The following is a 14,678-nucleotide window of genomic DNA, read 5'->3' as shown; positions in this document are numbered from 1 at the left end:
GCCCACTCCCGGCTTCGCCGTGCCGGACGAGAACATCGTCCTGCACACGCCGCAGACCGCCGCCGCGCCCGAGGGGTTCGAGGAGGTCTGGTTCGGCACCGGATGCTTCTGGGGTACCGAGGAGATCTTCTGGCAGCAGCCGGGCGTCTACACCACGGCCGTCGGGTACGCGGGCGGTTACACCCCGAACCCGACGTACGAGGAGGTCTGCACCGGTCGCACCGGCCACGCCGAGGCCGTCCGCGTCGTCTACGACCCGGCCAAGACCACCTTCACCGACCTGCTAAAGGTCTTCTGGGAGACCCACGACCCGACGCAGGGCATGCGCCAGGGCAACGACCTCGGCTCGCAGTACCGCTCGGCCGTCTACTACACCACCGACGCCCAGCGCGCCGAAGCCGAGCGCACCCGCGACCTCTACGCCCCCGTCATCAAGCCCCTCGGCTACGACGACATCACCACCGAAATAGCCCCCGCGACAACGTTCTACTACGCGGAGGCCTACCACCAGCAGTACCTCCACAAAAACCCCAACGGCTACCGCTGCCACAGCAACACCGGCGTACCGTTCCCGGCGGACGCCTAGCTAGTAGGGCGGGCGCAGTTCTGCGGGGAAGCCGGTCCAGCAGAGGTTGGCTGGGAGGTGTCGCGTGTCGTTGTATGTGAGGACTGAAGACGGTCGGCCGGGTGTGTAGCGGAGGACTGTCAGTGCGGCGTTGCAGTGAGTCAGGCTGAGCCAGCGCCAGTTGGGCGCGTCCATCGCGTGTGCGACGAGCCAGCCGATCAGGAAGTTGTGGGTCACTACCAGTTCGTGGTGTTCCCGCTCGCCGTCCGCCGGCCCTGTGAAGCATTCCAGGGCCGCGCGGGCTCGCTCGGGGCCACGTTCGAGCTCCTCGGCTGTGGCCTGTCGGACGAAGCCGAGCAGATCGTCGGCCGACTCGGCTGGTAGCTCGGCTTTCTCCGGCACGTGCGGGATGTAGTCTCCGGCCGCGTCCGACTCCACCAGCGGGGCGTTGCACTTCAGCTGGTCCTTGACCAACTGAGCCGTTTGCGCCGCGCGCGGAAGCGGACCGTGATGAACGGTGGAGACGGGGACGTCCCGCAGTCTCCGGCCGAGCAGCGTCGCCTGGAGACGACCACGGTCGGTCAGACCGCTCTCGTCCGGCAGCGCCTCAGCGTGCCTGGCGAGGTAGAGGTAACGGGTGCCCGATCCGGTCATTCAATCCTCCGTCTGCCCGTCGACGCTTCGCCTTGATAGACGCCGCCCGCTCCTCCCCGGTTCGCCGAGCGGGTGAACAGGACTTGCCACCCGGTCTCATCAGACCTGAGGAGGACGGGGCGTCACGGGAGGTCCGTCGGCACCGAGCCCATGCGGACCTGGGCGCACTAATTCAGTCCGGTCGTAGGGTGAGGTGTCGGATTGGGGTGGGGTTGTTCGTGGTGGGGGTGAAGGGTGGCGTTGGGCTGCCTGTGGAGGAGGATGTTGTGGCTGAGTACCTTGTTGCCTTCAACGACGAGTGGGTGCCGGAGCATACGGACGAGGAGTTGGCGGGGAAGTCCAGGGCGTTGAAGCCGTTGCTGGCGGAGATGCGGGAGGCCGGTGTGCTGATCTTCACCGGTGGGCTGGATCCGGAGGCGCCGGTGTTCAGTGTGGACGCTTCCAGTGGTACGCCGATGTTCACCGACGGGCCGTACGTCGAGTCGAAGGAGCACCTGGGCGGGTTCGCCGTACTGGATGTGGCCGACGAGGAAGCGGCGCGGCACTGGGCGGGGAAGATCGCCGAGGCGTGCGGCTGGCCGCAGGAGGTGCACAGCTTCCAGCGCCGCAACCGCTTCCCGGAGTCCGCCTGAGCCGGAGCCGCGCGGGGCGCCCCCCGGAAGGAGGCGCCCCGCACGCGGCAGGCGGGCTGCCGATCGTGCACGAGCACGGCCGGTACGACGCCGAGCGGCACACCCAGGCGGAGCGTGCCGCTCGGACAAGGTCAACCGGCGCGGTAGAGGGAGCCTCCGGCGGAGATTGCGATGGCGGTCTTCCGGCCGCCCACGTTCAGGTTGACGATGAACGTCGTACCGGACTCGCGGACGGAGTAGGTGACCGTGCCGGAGGCCCGGACCGGGACGACGAAGGACAGGATCGACGCGGACCTGCCCGACCGGGCCAGCAGCACCGTCGGGGCGGAGCGGCGGTGGTAGCTGGTCGGGTAGTACCAGCCCTGGATCGGGTTGGTCTGCGCCTGCTTGACCAGCATCGCTCCGGGCGGCAGCGCCTGCTTGAACGGGACCTGGAACAGGACCGTCCGCGTCCCGTCGCCGGGCGCGATCGCCGCCGCGGTCGTCCGGGAGTAGACCGTCGCGCGCTGGTCCGGCGGGAGGTGCCACAGCGTCTGGAACACCTGTGCGGTCTTCGCCGACGCCCGGTCCCACACGACGAGCAGGTCCGGATCCTTCAGGACCAGGACCGAGCGCGCGCGGCTGATGCCACTCCCCGGCACGTCGGTGAACACGTACGACTCCGAGTTGCTCTTCACCGCCGAGGCGATCAGTCGTGTCACCGGATTCAGGTACGCCGACAGCGGCGTCGTCATGACGCTGTGCGCGCTCGGGCCGACGGCCCAGGTCCGGTACGCCCCGGCGTTGTACGCCGCGTACCCGCCGTCGACGACGATGTCACGCCCGCGCGCCGTATACGTGATGCCGGTGTGGTCGAAGTGCCCGTGGAACGCCCGTGCCGGACCGAACCTGATGCTGTATGCCGACTCGCCCGTGAACCCGCGCGCCGGATCGGTCCCCCACCCGGTCCGCCCGAACACGTACCCCGCCGAGTAGACCCCGACCCGCCAGGGCGGCACCGTACCCGTCTTCCCGAGCGAACCCGCGTACTCCATCGGTGTCCCGGTCCACGGGTCCGTCGCCCGTACTTCGGTGTCTCCGAGCTGATGCAGCTTGCCCAGCGAATTGGTGGCCAGCGTCAACCATTTGGCGAGCAGTGCGCGCCGGGTCGCGATCGTCGTACCGGGATCGACGCCGCAGTTCTGCAGCACCGCGATCGCACGGCCCCAGAGCGCGTAGTTGAAGGCGGCGTACCCGGTCGACTGCTCGTTGGTCGACCCCTGTGTGTCGATCGACGTAGTGATCCCGGTCGCGAGTCGTCGCTGGGCGAGGTTCTTGTAGTCGCTCCGGGCCAGTGTGCAGCCGACGCCGAAGAGCGCGATGCTCTCGTCCGTGCCGTGGTTCCACGCGCCGCTCCAGTAGTTCGTCAGGAAGCGGGCATGGCTCAGCAACGCGGCGTCCACCCAGGCATAGCGCGTCGGCAGGGTGGTGACCTGCAGACCAGACAGGATCGCCTGACGCAGGCAGATCAGGACGTTCGTGCGGTGCATGGTGGACTCCCACGCGCCGACGTTCGCCTTCCACGAATACGGATTGTCGCGATACCAGTCGTACGCGATCGTGTTCACCCGGGTCAGCGCGGTCAGATCGCCCTTGCCCGCGGCGATGATTCCTTGGCCGAGCCAACGGAGCGAGTGGAACCACATGTACCAACTGGCGTTCTTGTACGGGTTCAGCGACCAGTTGACGTTTCCGCCGCCGTTGCCGACCTGGTAGGCCGCATACGGTCCCCAGGCGAACTTGTCGGCGTACAGGTTCGCCGGCGGGTTCGTCGCTTCGATCCCGCTGAACCCCGGACACGCATAGAACGGCGCAGCGAGTGCCCGGACCTTGTTCTGCGTCGTGCCGATGTCCGTCGCCGGCGTAGCGGTCGCCGGTACGACGTTGCTCGCCCCGGACACGAACTGGGCCTCCGCCGGCTCCTCCGGCCCGGGCACGATCCGGATCCCCGGATTGTCCCGCGGCGCTCGCGTTTCTCCTTCCGCAGTCCCTGCCCCCAGCAGCAGAACAGCGACTCCCACGGCCAGACCGGCCCTTCCCCTGAATCGCATGAAGTTTGTACCTCTCCCCCGCCGTCTCCGGACACCGGCGACGGTCTCCTGAGCGGACAGGCGCACCGCGACGCGGCACACCGGACCACGGCAGCCCATGGGGGCGGTCAGCTCACCGAGGTTTGTATCTCCCCTTACAAACCCCGATGCGCCGAGACGGCGAAAGGTTCTGAAGCGCCAGGAGATCCTCCTGGCGCTTCAGGGTCGTCGGTCAGCCGGCGCGGAAGAGGGAGCCGCCGCCGGAGATGGCGACCGAGGTTTTCCGGCCGGCGACGCTCAGGTCGAAGATGGTCGTGGTGCCGGACTGGCGGATCGCGTACGTGACGCCGCCGGTGGCTTTCACCGGTACGACGAACGACAGGATCGACGCGGTGGTGCCGGATCGGGCGAGCATCAGCGTCGGCGCCGAGTTACGGACGAAACTGCTCGGGTATTGCCAGCCCTGGATCGGGTTGGTCTGGGCCTGCTTGAGCAGGATCGCGCCCGGCGGCAGTGCCTGCTTGAACGGCACCTGGAACAGGATCGTCCGCGAGGTGTCCCCGGGAGCCATTGCGATCGCGGTCGTCCGGGAGTAGATGGACGCCTTCTGGTCGGCCGGCAGGTGCCACAACGTCTGGAACTGCTGCGCGGTCTTCGACGACGCCCGGTCCCACACGACGAGCAGATCGGGGTCCTTCAGCACCAGGACCGAGCGGATCCGGCTGACCCCGGTGGCCGGCGCATCGGTCAGCACGTACGACTCCGCGGTGTCCTTCACCGACGACGAGGTCAGCCGGGTCACCGGGTTCGCGTTCGCGGACAGCGGCGTGGTCAGCACGCTGTGCGCGCTCGGGCTCACCACCCAGGTCCGGTACGCGCCGGCGTTGTACGCCGCGAACCCGCCGTCGACCAGGATCTCCCGGCCCCGCGACGTGTACGTGATGCTCGTGTGGTCGAAGTGCCCGTGGAACGCCCGCGCCGGCCCGTACCTGATGCTGTACGTCGACTCGTCCGCGAACGTCCGGCCCGGATCTGTCCCCCACCCGGTCCGGCCGAACACGTACCCGGCCGAGTAGTTCGCGACCCGCCACGGCGGCGCCGCACCGGCCGTGCCGAGCGAACCGGCGTACTCCATCGGCGTTCCGGCGTACGGGGACGTCGCCTGCACCTCGGTGTCACCGATCTGGTGCAGCTTGCCGAGCGAGTTCGTCGCCAGCGTCAGGAACTTGGCCAGCAGGTCACGCCTGGTCGCGATCGTCGTCCCCGGATCGACCCCGCAGTTCTGCAGGACGGTCGAGGCGCGTCCCCAGAGCGAGTAGTTGAACGAGGCGTACCCGGTCGACTGCTCGTTGGTCGCCCCCTCGGCGTCGATCGAGGTGGTGATCGCGGCGCCCAGGCGTTGCTGGGCGAGGTTCTTGTAGTCGTCCCGGTTCAGCGTGCAGCCGACCCCGAACAAGGCGATGCTCTCGTCGGTGCCGTGGTTCCAGGCGCCGCTCCAGTAGTTCGTGAGGAACCGCGCGTGGCTCAGCAGGGCCATGTCGACCCAGGCGTAGTCGGCCGGCAGCTCGGTCACCTGCAGTCCGGCCAGGACCGCCTGGCGCAGGCAGATCAGCACGTTGGTGCGGTGCATCGTGGATTCCCAGGCGCCGACGTTCGCCTTCCACGAGTACGGGTTGTCGCGGTACCAGTCGTAGGCGATCGCGTTGACCCGGGCCAGCGCCTTCAGGTCGCCCTTGCCGCCCGCGATGATGCCCTGCCCGAGCCAGCGCAGCGAGTGCAGCCACATGTACCAGCTGGCGTTCTTGTACGGGTTCAGCGACCAGTTGATGTTGCCGTTGCCGTCTCCGACCTTGTACGCCGCGTACGGCGCCCAGGTGAACGTGTCGGCGTACAGGTTCTCCACCGGGTTCGGTCGCTCGATCCCGCTGAACCCCGAACACGCGTAGAACGGCGCGGCGGCCAGCGACCTCGCCCGGCTGACGCCGATGTCCGTGGCCGGCGCCGCCGTCGGAGGTACGACGTTGCTTGCCCCCGGCACGAACTGCGCCTCGGCCGGATCCACCGGTCCCGGCACGATCCGGATGCCGGGGTTCTCCCCCGACGTCCGCGTTTCTCCCACTGCTGCTCCTGCCCCCACCAGCAGGACAGCTACCCCCACGACCAGACTGGCCGATCGTCTGAACCGCATGACGTTGTACCTCGCTCCCACCCCGAGCCCTGACTTTCTCCCACCCCGAGCCCAACTTCGGCGCGGTCAGCATAGCGGGAATTCTCTGCCCGCTTGATGCGCCGATTCGGCGAAAGGTTGCGCCGGACAGGACGAAGCGCCAGGACCGCCGAGGTCCTGGCGCTTCGGCCATGGGGTCAGCCCATGGTTTTCTGGCCGTCGATGGTCTCCCGGATGATGTCCGCGTGGCCGGCGTGCTGGGCGGTTTCGGCGGCGATGTGCAGGAAGGCCATCCGGACCGTCCAGAAGACGCCCGGCGGCTGCCAGGGGGCGACCGGGAGTTCGTACTTGGTGTCGAGGTCGAGGGTGCGGACCAGTTCCTCGGTGGCGGCGGCGACCTTCTCGTACTCCGCGAGTACGTCGGCCAGCGTCTCGCCGCCGACGAAGCGGAACTGGTCCTGCCAGGCGGCGATCACCTCCGGGGTGTACTCGGCCGGCATCGCGTCCTCCTTGCCCTGCGCGAACTCGGCCCAGCGCTGCTCGACCGTCGAGACGTGCTTGATCAGCCCGCCGACGGTCAGTTCGCTCTTGGTGCTGCGGGTGGTCGCCTGCTCGTCGGTCAGCCCCTGCGCGGTGTGCCGCAGGAAGTTCCGGCGGCTGGCGAGAAGCTCGATGATGTCCGCCCGCTCACCCGAGAGGCCCTGCTCGTTTGTCGTCATGGCCCGACTCTAACCTTCTGTAGCGGTCAGATTTTGACCTCTTCTCGACAATGACTTCAGGTGCTCGAGGCGCCACGAATTGTCATGCCCGGGTCCGAGGTGTTGTGCGGCACCGGGCGCCGGTGCACTGTCGAAAACGCCCGCATCGAGCCGGGAATCCGTCCCGGCCCGACCGCCGTCCTGGGAGGGATCATGGGCAGAACACGCCTGATCATCGCTTCCGTCGCTGCCTTCGCAGCCGCCCTGTCCGGCGCCGCGGTCGCCGCGTACGCGGCACCGGCGGCCGAGGTGACGGTCGGCAGCCCGCCGACACCGTTCTCGCAGAACAAGCAGAACGAGCCCGCGGTCGCCATCGACGCGCATGATCCGTCGGTCGTCGTCGCCGGCTCGAACGACGAGATCGACATGGAGTCCTGCGCCGCCGGCGACCCGAGTACCTGTCCGTTCACCACCGGCGTCGGCGTTTCCGGGGTGTACTTCTCGTTCGACAGCGGCCACAGCTGGACGCAACCGACGTACACCGGATGGACCGCTCGTAACTGCCTCGGGCCGGCGGCCTGTACGCCGCAGGTCGGGCCGATCGGGACGCTGCCGCACTACTACGAGGCGGGCCTGGTGTCCGACGGTGACCCGGCCGTCGCCTTCGGACCGCGCCCCGGTCCGGACGGCACGTTCTCCTGGACGAACGGCTCCCGGCTGTACTACGCCAACCTGACGTCGAACTTCTCCGCCGTCCGGAAGCTCGAGACGTTCCGTGGTGCCGAGGCGATCGCGGTGTCGACCACCGACAACCCCCGCGCCGCGGCGGCGAACGACGCGTCGGCCTGGACCGCACCGGTGATCATCTCGAGGCAGTCGTCGACGACCTTCTCGGACAAGGAGCAGGTGTACGCCGACAACGCCGCGAGCAGCAGGTTCTTCGGCCACGTCTACACCTGCTGGGCCAGCTTCCGGAGTAACAGCCACGGACAGGCCGCGCCCGTACCGCTCACCGTCGCGCGATCGGCCGACGGCGGCCGCTCCTGGACGACGAGCCAGGTAGGGCCCGCCACGAGCAACGGCATCAGCCAGCAGCCCGACGGATGCACCATCCGCACGGACAGCACGGGCACCGTCTACGTCTTCGGTGTCGGTGTCCGCGGCGGCGCGACTCTGCAACTGATGTACAAGTCGACCGACGGCGGCGCGCACTTCACCGGACCGACCGCGGTCGCTGCGGTGAGCGAGCCCGGTGTGCTGGATCCGGTGCAGGGCCGTCCGGTGATGGACGGGATCGCCGGAGCGCGCGTCGACCTGGCCGGCGCGCCGAGCGTCGACATCGCGAACGGCCGCCCGAGCGGCGTTGGCGCGACCAACGAGATCTTCATGAGCTGGTCCGACGGCCGGGCCGGCCTGAACCACGAGCAACTGATGCTGACCTGGTCGCGGAACGGCGGTACGTCCTGGTCCACGCCGGCTCCGATCCCACTGACGGCCGGCGACCGCCCGGTGTACACGGCGCCCGCGGTGTCCCCGGACGGCACCGACCTGTACGTCGTGCACAACTCGTTCACGACGCCGTACCGCGACAACACCACGGATCCTCGCGGTCTCGTCGGGGAGGTACGGCATGCGAACGTCGTGAACGGCGTACCGTCCGGGTGGTCCACCCTCGAGCGGACAGCAGGCGGCGACCCGCGCGGCAGTAGCGCGAACAGCCTCACCTCGGAGTTCCTCGGCGACTACGTGTACGCCGCGGCGACCAACGACACGGCGGTCGCGGTCTGGAACGACGCGCACAACGCCGGTGTCTGCTCGTCGATCAACGCCTACCGGGCCTCGCTCTACACCGCGAGCCCGGCGCCGGCACCGAACGTGCTCGGCACCTGTCCCGCGACCTTCGGAAACACCGACATCCTCGGAGGCAGCTACCCCGACCCGACGCCGTGATCCCCCGCCGGGAGGGCGCCGTCCGCGCCCTCCCGGCCGGTAATCCGTTTGCGCGGCGGTCCCGGCCTCCAGCACGCTGGCGCCCATGGAGATTCGGGCGCTGCGGGACGACGACCCGGAGGTGATCTCGGCCGCCTTCGACGGGACGAAGCCGGTGGCGCAGTACGAGCGCTACCTCGCCGAGCAGCGTGCCGGCGTACGGGATGTCCTGGTCGCGACGGTCGACGGTTCGTACGCCGGGTACGTGACCGTGCGGTGGGAGTCGCCGTACTTCGGGAACATCCCGGAGATCCAGGACTTCAACGTCCTGCCCGCACTCCGCCGCCGGGGTATCGGGTCGGCGTTGATGGATGCCGCCGAGGCGAAGGTCGCGGAGCGGTCGGGCGTGGTCGGGATCGGCGTCGGGCTGTACCCGGACTACGGGCAGGCGCAGCGGATGTACGTCCGGCGCGGGTACCTCCCGGACGGCCGCGGGCTGATCTACGACGGCCGCCAGGTGCCCCCGATGGAGCTGGTGCGGAACGACGACGCGGCGACGCTGATGTTCACCAAGCGGCTGAGGTAGCGTCGGTGGGGTGCGAGCTGTCGAGTACTCCGTGACCGGTGAGCCCGATGTCCTGACCCTCGTGGACAGGCCGATGCCCGACCCGGGGCCGGGAGAAGTGCGGGTGCGGATCCACCGGTCGGGCGTGAACCCGACCGACTGGAAGACGCGCCGCGGCAACGAGCCCGGTACGCCGGTCCACCCGGCGCAGGTGCCGAACCATGACGGCTCCGGCGTCGTGGACGGGGTCGGTCAGGGCGTCGACGCAGGCCTCCGCGGGCAGCGCGTGTGGCTCTGGGAGGCGGCGTACCAGCGGCCGGAGGGTGGTACGGCGCAGGAGTACGCCGTGGTGCCGGTGCGGCATGTGGTGCCGCTGCCCGACGCGGCGTCGTACGACCTGGGCGCTTCGCTCGGCGTACCGTTCCTGACCGCGCATCGCTGTCTGACGGTGACCGAGGACGGGCCGGATCACCTCGGGCCGGGCAGGCTGGCCGGGCGGACCGTGCTGGTCGCGGGCGGTGCCGGCGCGGTCGGCAACGCGGCGATCCAGCTCGCGCGGTGGTCGGACGCGACCGTGATCACGACCGTGAGCAGCCCGGAGAAGGGCAACCTCGCGGGCCTGGCGGGCGCGGACCACGTGATCGACTACAAGCAGCAGGACGTCGTTTCCGAGGTACGGGCGATCGCGCCGGGCGGGGTCGACACGATCGTCGAGGTGTCGCCGGCGGCGAACGCTGCGATCGACGCCGCGGTGATCGCGCCGCACGGATCGGTGGCGGCGTACGCGACCGACGGCGGCGGCACGATGGAACTCCCGGTCCGGGCGTCGATGGTGCCGAACGCGCGCTGGCAGTTCGTGCTGCTGTACACGGCGCCGGAGTCGTGGCGGCCGCGCGGGCTCGGCGACGTCGCCGCGGCGGTCGCGGCCGGGGCGATCCGGGTCGGGCCGGAGGCCGGGATCCCGTTGCACCACTACGCTCTCGACCAGGCCGCCGAGGCGCACGCCGCGGTCGAGCGCGGCATCGTCGGCAAGGTGCTGATCGACGTCAGCTGATCTGCTGCAGGGCCGCGGCGCAGCGGCAGGTGGGGTCGTCGGTGCAGAGCAGGGCGGCGGGATCTGCTTCGATCAGGTCGCGGGTCGCGGTCAGGACCGCCTGCTTGGGGATCCGGCGGGCGCGGGCCCGGCCGATCAGGACTTCCTTGGTCGCGCGGCGCAGTGCCGGCTCGATGGCGTCGAACCTGTGGCTCTCGCCGGGGATGTTCGGGTACTCGACCCACAGGCCGTCGGCGGACTTCCCGTACCGGTAGAACCGCGAGCGGCCGAGGTACTGCTCGGCGAGGTGGATCGTGGTGTTCGAGGTGTGCGTGACGCCGAGCAGGAGGACGTCGCCGTCGAGTGCCTCGATCGGGCCGAGCGGCCAGTCGGGGCGCTGGGCCGCGAGGATGCGGTCGGCGGCCGCCCCCTCGGCCAGGTAGGAGAACAGCGGATGCTCACTCCGCGACGGCGTACGGCTCTGGCGGAAGGTTTCCGGGATCGTTCCGAGCCAGCGGTCGACCGGGAGGTCCTGACGGAAACTGGTTGCCTGGGACAACTTCTCGTCGAACTCGTCCCAGCTTTCCGCGTTCCAGTACGCATTCCGCGGCCGCACCAACCCCGGCGGCGCCGGCACCCCGGTCAGATCCCAGCTACCACCCGGCATCACCACGGTCCCGCACACCTCGGTCAACGCCGCACACACCGCCTCCGCCCCACCGTCGACGTACCCGAAAGAACTCAACGACGAGTGCACTAGCACCTCGGACCCCCGCCCAAGCCCCAACTGCCGCAGACCGTCGGTCAGATCCCGTAGGTTCACCCGCATCCGAGCACTATCCCACGCCCTCGTGCCCGAAGATGGGCAGATGGTCACGGCGGAGCGGGTGCGGGAGCTCCTGGAGCACGCCAGGCGGGCGAAGGCGCCCAAGCGCCGTCAGTGAGCCTGGAACAGGCCTGTTTCCCGATAGGTGGCGTGGAGGCGCAGCACCAAGTCGGTGGGCGGGTGGAGCGGGCCTGGGGGCGACGAGAAGAAGGCGGCTTCGAGTACTTCGTCGGCTGCCGGGTGGAGGGTGCCGGTCCAGGTGCGGGTTTCGAAGCAGAGGGCGAAGCACTGCACCCGGTCGCCGTTCGGGTAGGTGAGGGTGTGTATGTCGGGGCGTGACACGCTCGCGAACGGGACCAGGTCCTGTTCGGACACGACCAGCCCGGTCTCCTCGGTGAACTCGCGGGCCGCCGTACTGCGGAAGCTGTCGCCGGGTTCGGCGCCGCCGGCGGGGAGTTCCCAGTGGCCGGTGTCGCGGCTGCGCTGGAACAGGATGCGGTCGTCGGCGTCGAGCGCCAGTACCTGCGCGCCGGGCAGCAGCAACAGCCGGGAGCCTACGTCGCGACGGAGCTGGGCAAGGTAAGGATCCACGGGTGAGAGGGTAGAGCCGTGGACTGGGTACGGCGGCGGGCGGGATCTCTGCTGGGGCTGGGGCTGATCGGTGGGCTGGTGTGGACGACGGCGGTGACGTTGTCGCAGCCGGGCTGGTACGACCCCGGCGAGGACTGCGCGCGCAAGATCGGCGCGATGGACGCCGTACCGCGGACCAGCTGGTTCCCGCCGTCGGCGAGCTGCGTGTCCGGCGGCGTGGTCCACCAGTACATGTCGACAACCCGCTCCGTCACGCTGTCGATCCTCGGCGTACTGATCCTGATTGTCCTCGCGACCGGCCTGATCCTGACCGTACGGCGTCTGTCCGGCGACCCAGGCCCGCTCCGTACCGGCGAGAACCTCGGACGCAGGCGCCGGTCGCACCTGGCGTTCGGCGCGCTGGACATGGCGGTCGCGTTCGCGCTGATCACGTTGCTGAACGCGGTCGCGATCGTGTTCGGCGGGCTGCCCGGCGGCGTCCTGATCATCGTCACCTCCCTCGTCGGGCTGAGCGCGTTCGGCGCGGTCCTCGACCGGCACATGGGCCCGCTGCCGAGTACCGCGCTCGACTCCCGGTGGCGCGGGACGATCGCGGGCGTCGCGACGTACGGCGTGGTGTTCGCGGCGACCGCGTTCTCCGGTCAGCTCCCGTTCTTCCGGTTCTGGGCGGTCCCTCTGGGCGGCGTCGCGTACGCCGTGATCGCGGGAGTGCAGTGGTCCCGCTCCACGCGACCGGTAGGTAAGGTCGAAGCGTGACGAATGCGGCGGTGATCGGTGGTGCGGGTCAGGTTCTGACCGAGGACGAGGTGACGGCGTTCATCGGTGACGCCCTGGCCGGTGCGGGGCTGGAGGGGCGCAGTGTCTGTGTGATCGTCCCGGACGCGACCCGCAGCTGCCCGCTCCCCTTGCTGCTGAAGGCGGTCACACAGGCCCTGAAGGGCAGCCAGGTCACGATCTTGGTTGCTCTCGGCACCCATGCGGAGATGACCCCGGAGCAGCTCCGCGAGCACCTCGGCGACGACTACCCGAATGTGATCAACCACGAGTGGTGGAAGCCGGAAACCTTCGCCGACCTCGGCACGATCAGCCCGGACCGGGTCGGCGAGATCTCGGACGAGATGCTCCGCGACGAGGTCCCGGTCCGGCTGAACCGGGCGGTCGTCGAGCACGACGTGGCGCTGGTCGTCGGGCCGGTGTTCCCGCACGAGGTTGTCGGGTTCTCCGGCGGCAACAAGTACTTCTTCCCGGGTGTCGCCGGCCAGGAGGTGATCGACTTCTCGCACTGGCTGGGCGCGCTGATCACCAGCGCGAACATCATCGGTACGCCGGGCATCACGCCGGTCCGGGCGCTGATCGACGAGGCCGCCGCGCTGATCCCGGCCGAGAAGCTCGCGCTGTCCGTGGTCGCCCAGTCCGGTACCGACGCGCTGCACGCGATCGCGTTCGGCGACACCGAGTCGTCCTGGCGGGCGGCGGCGGAGATCTCCGCGCAGACCCACGTCCGGTACCTGGACCGGCCGGTACGGCGGGTGGTCTCGGTGATGCCGCCGAAGTACGCCGACATCTGGACCGCGGCGAAGGGCTTCTACAAGCTCGAGCCGGTGGTCGCGGACGGCGGCGAGGTGATCCTGTACGCGCCGCACGTCACGCAACTGGCCGCGATGCACCCGGAGATCGAGGAGATCGGGTACCACTGCCGCGACTACTTCCTCGGCCAGTGGGAGAAGTTCCGCGACCTGCACTGGGGCGTCCTCGCGCACTCCACGCACCTGCGCGGCGCCGGCACCTGGGACCCGGTGAGCGGCGAGCACCTCCGCGTCCAGGTCACGCTCGCCACCGGCATTCCGGAAGACGTCGTCCGCGACGCCAACCTCGGCTACCTGGACCCGGCAACCGTCGACCTGGCCGCCTACGAGGCCGATCCGGACACGTTCGTCGTCCCGAACGCCGGCGAGACCCTGTACCGCCTCAAGGCCTAGCCGCTGAACCTGACCGGCCGGTAACCTGTGCCGCTATGACCGACGTCGTCATCATCGGGTCCGGGTTCGCCGGGCTGTGCATGGGGATCAAGCTCAAGCAGGCGGGCTGCGAGGATTTCGTCATCCTCGAGCAGGCCGGCGACCTCGGCGGCACCTGGCGGGACAACACCTATCCGGGCTGCGCCTGCGACATCCCGTCGTACCTGTACTCGTTCTCGTTCGAGCAGAACCCGCGCTGGACCCGGATGTTCGCGCCCTGGGACGAGATCCTCAGCTACCTGCGGCACTGCGCGGACAAGTACGGCATCGCGGACAAGATCCGGTACGGGGCCGAGGTGACCGAGGCCGTCTTCGACGAGGCCGACGGGCGCTGGACCGTCACTGTCAACGGCGCCGAGACGATCGAGACCCAGGCCCTGGTGGCCGGCGTCGGCAGCCTGCACCGGCCGAAGCTGCCGGACATCCCGGGCCTCGACTCCTTCGACGGTACGACGTTCCACTCGGCGCGGTGGGACCACGACCAGGACCTGCGCGGGCGGAACGTCGCGGTGATCGGGACCGGTGCGTCGGCGATCCAGTTCGTACCGCGGATCGCCCCGCAGGTGGCGCAGCTGGACGTGTACCAGCGGACCGCGCCGTGGGTGACGCCCAGGCCGGACCGCGCGATCGGCCCGTGGGAACGCAAGCTGCACGAGCGCTTCCCGGCCGCGCAACGGACGATCCGGAACGCCATCTACTGGGGACTCGAAGGCCGCGGCGCCGGCTTCGCGGGGAACCCGAAACTGATGAAAGGCCTTGAGATCCAGGCGAAGCGGCACCTGCACAAGCAGGTCACCGATCCCGAACTGCGCGCGAAACTGACGCCGGACTACCAGATCGGCTGCAAGCGCGTGCTGATCTCGAACGACTACTACCCGGCCCTCGCGCGGCCCAACGTCAGCGTCGTCACCACCCCGATCACGCGGATCAC

The 14,678-nt window shown here is 69.5% G+C and carries 14 protein-coding genes; 8 read left to right on the top strand and 6 right to left on the bottom strand.

Features of this window, described 5'->3' with window-relative positions; translation table 11 throughout:
• Positions 1-586 (top strand): peptide-methionine (S)-S-oxide reductase MsrA (gene msrA / locus VFF46_RS18965; RefSeq protein WP_325038478.1); only part of this gene is annotated, 586 nt, incomplete at its 5' end.
• On the opposite strand, the gene VFF46_RS18960 is transcribed toward msrA, so the two are convergent.
• Positions 587-1,219, bottom strand: coding sequence for a histidine phosphatase family protein (locus VFF46_RS18960; protein WP_325038477.1), 633 nt, complete (start codon positions 1,217-1,219; stop codon positions 587-589).
• 266 nt (positions 1,220-1,485) lie between these two features.
• On the opposite strand from VFF46_RS18960, the gene VFF46_RS18955 reads away from it, so the two are divergent.
• On the top strand, positions 1,486-1,851 hold the full coding sequence (locus VFF46_RS18955; protein ID WP_325038476.1) for a YciI family protein: 366 nt from the start codon (positions 1,486-1,488) through the stop codon (positions 1,849-1,851).
• Between the two features lie 131 nt (positions 1,852-1,982).
• On the opposite strand, the gene VFF46_RS18950 is transcribed toward VFF46_RS18955, so the two are convergent.
• The 3 genes from VFF46_RS18950 to VFF46_RS18940 form a co-directional block, all read right to left on the bottom strand.
• Complete coding sequence (locus tag VFF46_RS18950) at positions 1,983-3,827, bottom strand: heparinase II/III domain-containing protein (protein ID WP_325038475.1); 1,845 nt, start codon at positions 3,825-3,827, stop codon at positions 1,983-1,985.
• A 325-nt stretch (positions 3,828-4,152) separates the two neighbouring features.
• Entirely contained in the window at positions 4,153-6,039 is a 1,887-nt protein-coding gene (locus tag VFF46_RS18945; RefSeq protein WP_325038474.1) for a heparinase II/III domain-containing protein, read from the bottom strand.
• A 245-nt stretch (positions 6,040-6,284) separates the two neighbouring features.
• A complete protein-coding gene (locus tag VFF46_RS18940) occupies positions 6,285-6,806 on the bottom strand; it encodes a DinB family protein (RefSeq protein ID WP_325038473.1) in 522 nt (173 codons plus the stop codon).
• 192 nt (positions 6,807-6,998) lie between these two features.
• Between VFF46_RS18940 and VFF46_RS18935 the strand changes: the two genes are divergently transcribed.
• The 3 genes from VFF46_RS18935 to VFF46_RS18925 all read left to right on the top strand — a co-directional run bounded on the left by VFF46_RS18935 (position 6,999) and on the right by VFF46_RS18925 (position 10,333).
• Positions 6,999-8,735 carry a hypothetical protein gene (locus VFF46_RS18935; protein WP_325038472.1) on the top strand — a complete coding sequence of 579 codons (1,737 nt, stop codon included), beginning with the start codon at positions 6,999-7,001 and terminating at the stop codon, positions 8,733-8,735.
• A gap of 85 nt (positions 8,736-8,820) precedes the next feature.
• Complete coding sequence (locus tag VFF46_RS18930; protein WP_325038471.1) at positions 8,821-9,300, top strand: GNAT family N-acetyltransferase; 480 nt, start codon at positions 8,821-8,823, stop codon at positions 9,298-9,300.
• A gap of 10 nt (positions 9,301-9,310) precedes the next feature.
• Positions 9,311-10,333 (top strand): NADPH:quinone reductase, encoded by a 1,023-nt coding sequence (locus VFF46_RS18925; RefSeq protein ID WP_325038470.1) that lies wholly within the window; start codon positions 9,311-9,313, stop codon positions 10,331-10,333.
• On the opposite strand, the gene VFF46_RS18920 is transcribed toward VFF46_RS18925, so the two are convergent.
• Together VFF46_RS18920 and VFF46_RS18915 are read right to left on the bottom strand one after the other, a co-directional pair.
• A complete protein-coding gene (locus VFF46_RS18920; protein WP_325038469.1) occupies positions 10,326-11,141 on the bottom strand; it encodes an AAC(3) family N-acetyltransferase in 816 nt (271 codons plus the stop codon). The genes VFF46_RS18925 and VFF46_RS18920 overlap by 8 nt on opposite strands.
• 108 nt (positions 11,142-11,249) lie before the next feature.
• Positions 11,250-11,729: an NUDIX domain-containing protein gene (locus tag VFF46_RS18915; RefSeq protein ID WP_325038468.1), complete on the bottom strand. Its 480-nt coding sequence runs from the start codon at positions 11,727-11,729 to the stop codon at positions 11,250-11,252.
• An 18-nt stretch (positions 11,730-11,747) separates the two neighbouring features.
• Between VFF46_RS18915 and VFF46_RS18910 the strand changes: the two genes are divergently transcribed.
• The 3 genes from VFF46_RS18910 to VFF46_RS18900 all read left to right on the top strand — a co-directional run.
• A complete protein-coding gene (locus tag VFF46_RS18910) occupies positions 11,748-12,485 on the top strand; it encodes a hypothetical protein (protein ID WP_325038467.1) in 738 nt (245 codons plus the stop codon).
• The gene (locus VFF46_RS18905) at positions 12,482-13,708 is read left to right on the top strand and encodes a lactate racemase domain-containing protein (protein WP_325038466.1); all 1,227 of its coding nucleotides are present in this window, start codon (positions 12,482-12,484) and stop codon (positions 13,706-13,708) included. The genes VFF46_RS18910 and VFF46_RS18905 overlap by 4 nt, the downstream gene beginning before the upstream one ends.
• Positions 13,709-13,743: 35 nt before the next feature.
• A partial coding sequence (locus VFF46_RS18900) for an NAD(P)/FAD-dependent oxidoreductase (RefSeq protein WP_325038465.1) occupies positions 13,744-14,678 on the top strand: 935 nt, incomplete at its 3' end.

Source organism: Kribbella sp. (genome assembly GCF_035655035.1).
Taxonomy (GTDB): Bacteria; Actinomycetota; Actinomycetes; order Propionibacteriales; family Kribbellaceae; genus Kribbella.
The sequence above is the reverse complement of the archived record's forward strand: the minus strand, read 5'-3'. Positions and strand labels throughout refer to the sequence as shown.

Coding starts and splice junctions, on each gene's coding strand:
- VFF46_RS18960 (WP_325038477.1), bottom strand. CDS start 1,219: ATGACCGGATCGGGCACCCGTTACCTCTACCTCGCCAGGCACGCTGAG.
- VFF46_RS18940 (WP_325038473.1), bottom strand. CDS start 6,806: ATGACGACAAACGAGCAGGGCCTCTCGGGTGAGCGGGCGGACATCATC.
- VFF46_RS18935 (WP_325038472.1), top strand. CDS start 6,999: ATGGGCAGAACACGCCTGATCATCGCTTCCGTCGCTGCCTTCGCAGCC.
- VFF46_RS18930 (WP_325038471.1), top strand. CDS start 8,821: ATGGAGATTCGGGCGCTGCGGGACGACGACCCGGAGGTGATCTCGGCC.
- VFF46_RS18920 (WP_325038469.1), bottom strand. CDS start 11,141: ATGCGGGTGAACCTACGGGATCTGACCGACGGTCTGCGGCAGTTGGGG.